3 protein-coding genes are annotated in these 1742 nt (G+C 39.3%); all 3 read left to right on the forward strand.

Going from position 1 to position 1742, the window contains the following annotated elements:
• Window positions 1-50: 50 nt before the first annotated feature.
• The 3 genes from ACXAFQ_RS20375 to ACXAFQ_RS20385 all read left to right on the forward strand — a co-directional run bounded on the left by ACXAFQ_RS20375 (window position 51) and on the right by ACXAFQ_RS20385 (window position 1646).
• Window positions 51-314: a hypothetical protein gene (locus tag ACXAFQ_RS20375; protein ID WP_474825201.1), complete on the forward strand. Its 264-nt coding sequence runs from the start codon at window positions 51-53 to the stop codon at window positions 312-314.
• 135 nt (window positions 315-449) lie between these two features.
• A complete protein-coding gene (locus ACXAFQ_RS20380) occupies window positions 450-854 on the forward strand; it encodes a DUF1801 domain-containing protein (RefSeq protein WP_474825202.1) in 405 nt (134 codons plus the stop codon).
• 135 nt (window positions 855-989) lie between these two features.
• Entirely contained in the window at window positions 990-1646 is a 657-nt protein-coding gene (locus tag ACXAFQ_RS20385; RefSeq protein ID WP_474825203.1) for a hypothetical protein, read from the forward strand.
• Window positions 1647-1742: the final 96 nt, after the last annotated feature.

Genomic DNA, 1742 nt, shown 5'->3' on the forward strand with positions numbered 1-1742 from the left:
GGGTGTTATGTAGCTATGATGTTCCAAGCTAAATAAAAAAGGAGTTTTTAATGAAACTTTACCCTTATCAAATGATACAAACTGTAAATTTACCAACTCTTTTATTCGCAGCGAGAGCTCTTGGTATTTTTTCTTATATATCTTCTCTTCTTACTGCTCTCCTATGGGGCGCCGCTTTTGTTGTCGGCCCCAATATCAGAGCAACTTATTTATTTTTTAGCTTAGGTACATTGTCCGCCACTATTGGCTTTCTAGTTGTTAGCGGATTATGTGCAGCTGTTGTTTCGTGCGAACAAAAGTACACTCAAGGATAGAGCGCAACATAACAATCAAATTAAGTCGCTCGCAGGCTCGCTGGGACACAAACATGGCGGCAGTGTCACTTCGTTCCGATTATAGCCGCCACGTTTGTGCCCCTTATTTGGGTGTTATGTGAATTGGAGGTTCCAGTGAACAAGGTAGTCAAAGAACGCTTCGATGAATATCCGGAAAATGCTCGTATTAGGCTAGAGGAGCTAAGAAATATAGTCTTTCAAATCGCATCTGATTTGGAGCTGGGTGAAGTCGATGAAACTCTAAAGTGGGGTGAACCCAGCTATAGTGTAAAAACAGGCAGCCCACTAAGAATGGACTGGAAGCAGAAATATCCTAATAATTATTACCTGTTCTTTAATTGCCAAACTAAGTTAGTCGATACCTTTAGAGAATTGTATGGTGAAGAACTGGTGTTTCAGGGAAACAGAGCAATAGTTCTATCCTTATCGCAAGTGTTACCAGAAATAGCAATCAAGTCCTGTTTAGAGTTAGCTTTTACCTATCAGCAGCGTAAACATTTGCCTCTTTTGGGCGTGTGAAAAATTCACATAACAATCACATTAAGCCGCTCGCAGGCTCGCTGGGACAGTAACACGTGGGCTCTGTCGCTTCGCTCGGATTTTAGCCCACGTATTACTGCCCCTTATGTGGGTGTTATGAGACAGGGTTGAACTATGGATGAAGATTTAAGTGTAAAAATAATAGTCGGTTTAGTTTCTGTCATTGTTGGCTTGATTTTAGGACAAATTATAAGTGGGATTAAAGGAGTTATTCTAAGATATAAAATAAAAAAAGCACTTTTAACTGAGCTAATGGATATCCGGATTGAGCTTGGTAGAGTTGAGCAATGCTTTTTAAGAGATCTTCAGTTAGTTGCGTTAAAGTGTACTGAGGGATCAGTTCCTCAAAAACTATCCAACGTTATCTTTACAGAAAATTACAAGAATATAGCGCTTTATCTCAATCAAGAACAAAGAATTTCATACCAAATGATCCATGGCTATGTAGCTGCAGTTAATGCTGATATCGAAAGGTTAGAAAAATTAATATCAGACGTTGAACGCGAAATTATACTTGAAGAACAGCCTGCTAAGTCTAGCTATTTAAAAAGCTATAGAATGAAGATAGAGCTGGCATATACTAACGCGTGTATTACTCATTGGCATATAGATCAACACCTTAAGAATAAAAATATTCCAATTCTAAGGGAAGAAGGTGAGCAATATGAGGATTACGAAAAATTGCAAGACGACGTAAAGGAATGTATCAAAACTACAATCAAAAAAGCAGAGAAAATGAAACTATCTGACTTTGGAATAACCGTCTCATAACAAACCGCTGTAGTCGGTCGCAAGCTCCCTGGGACAATAACACGTGGGCTCAGTCGCTTCGCTCCAATTTTAGCCCACGTGTTATTGCCCCTAAGC

The sequence above is a fragment of the Alteromonas sp. ABH2_165 genome, assembly GCF_056159945.1.

What these genes read in the sequence shown, in the direction of transcription:
- ACXAFQ_RS20375 (WP_474825201.1), top strand. Translation starts at nt 51, where the DNA reads ATGAAACTTTACCCTTATCAAATGATACAAACTGTAAATTTACCAACT.
- ACXAFQ_RS20385 (WP_474825203.1), top strand. Translation starts at nt 990, where the DNA reads ATGGATGAAGATTTAAGTGTAAAAATAATAGTCGGTTTAGTTTCTGTC.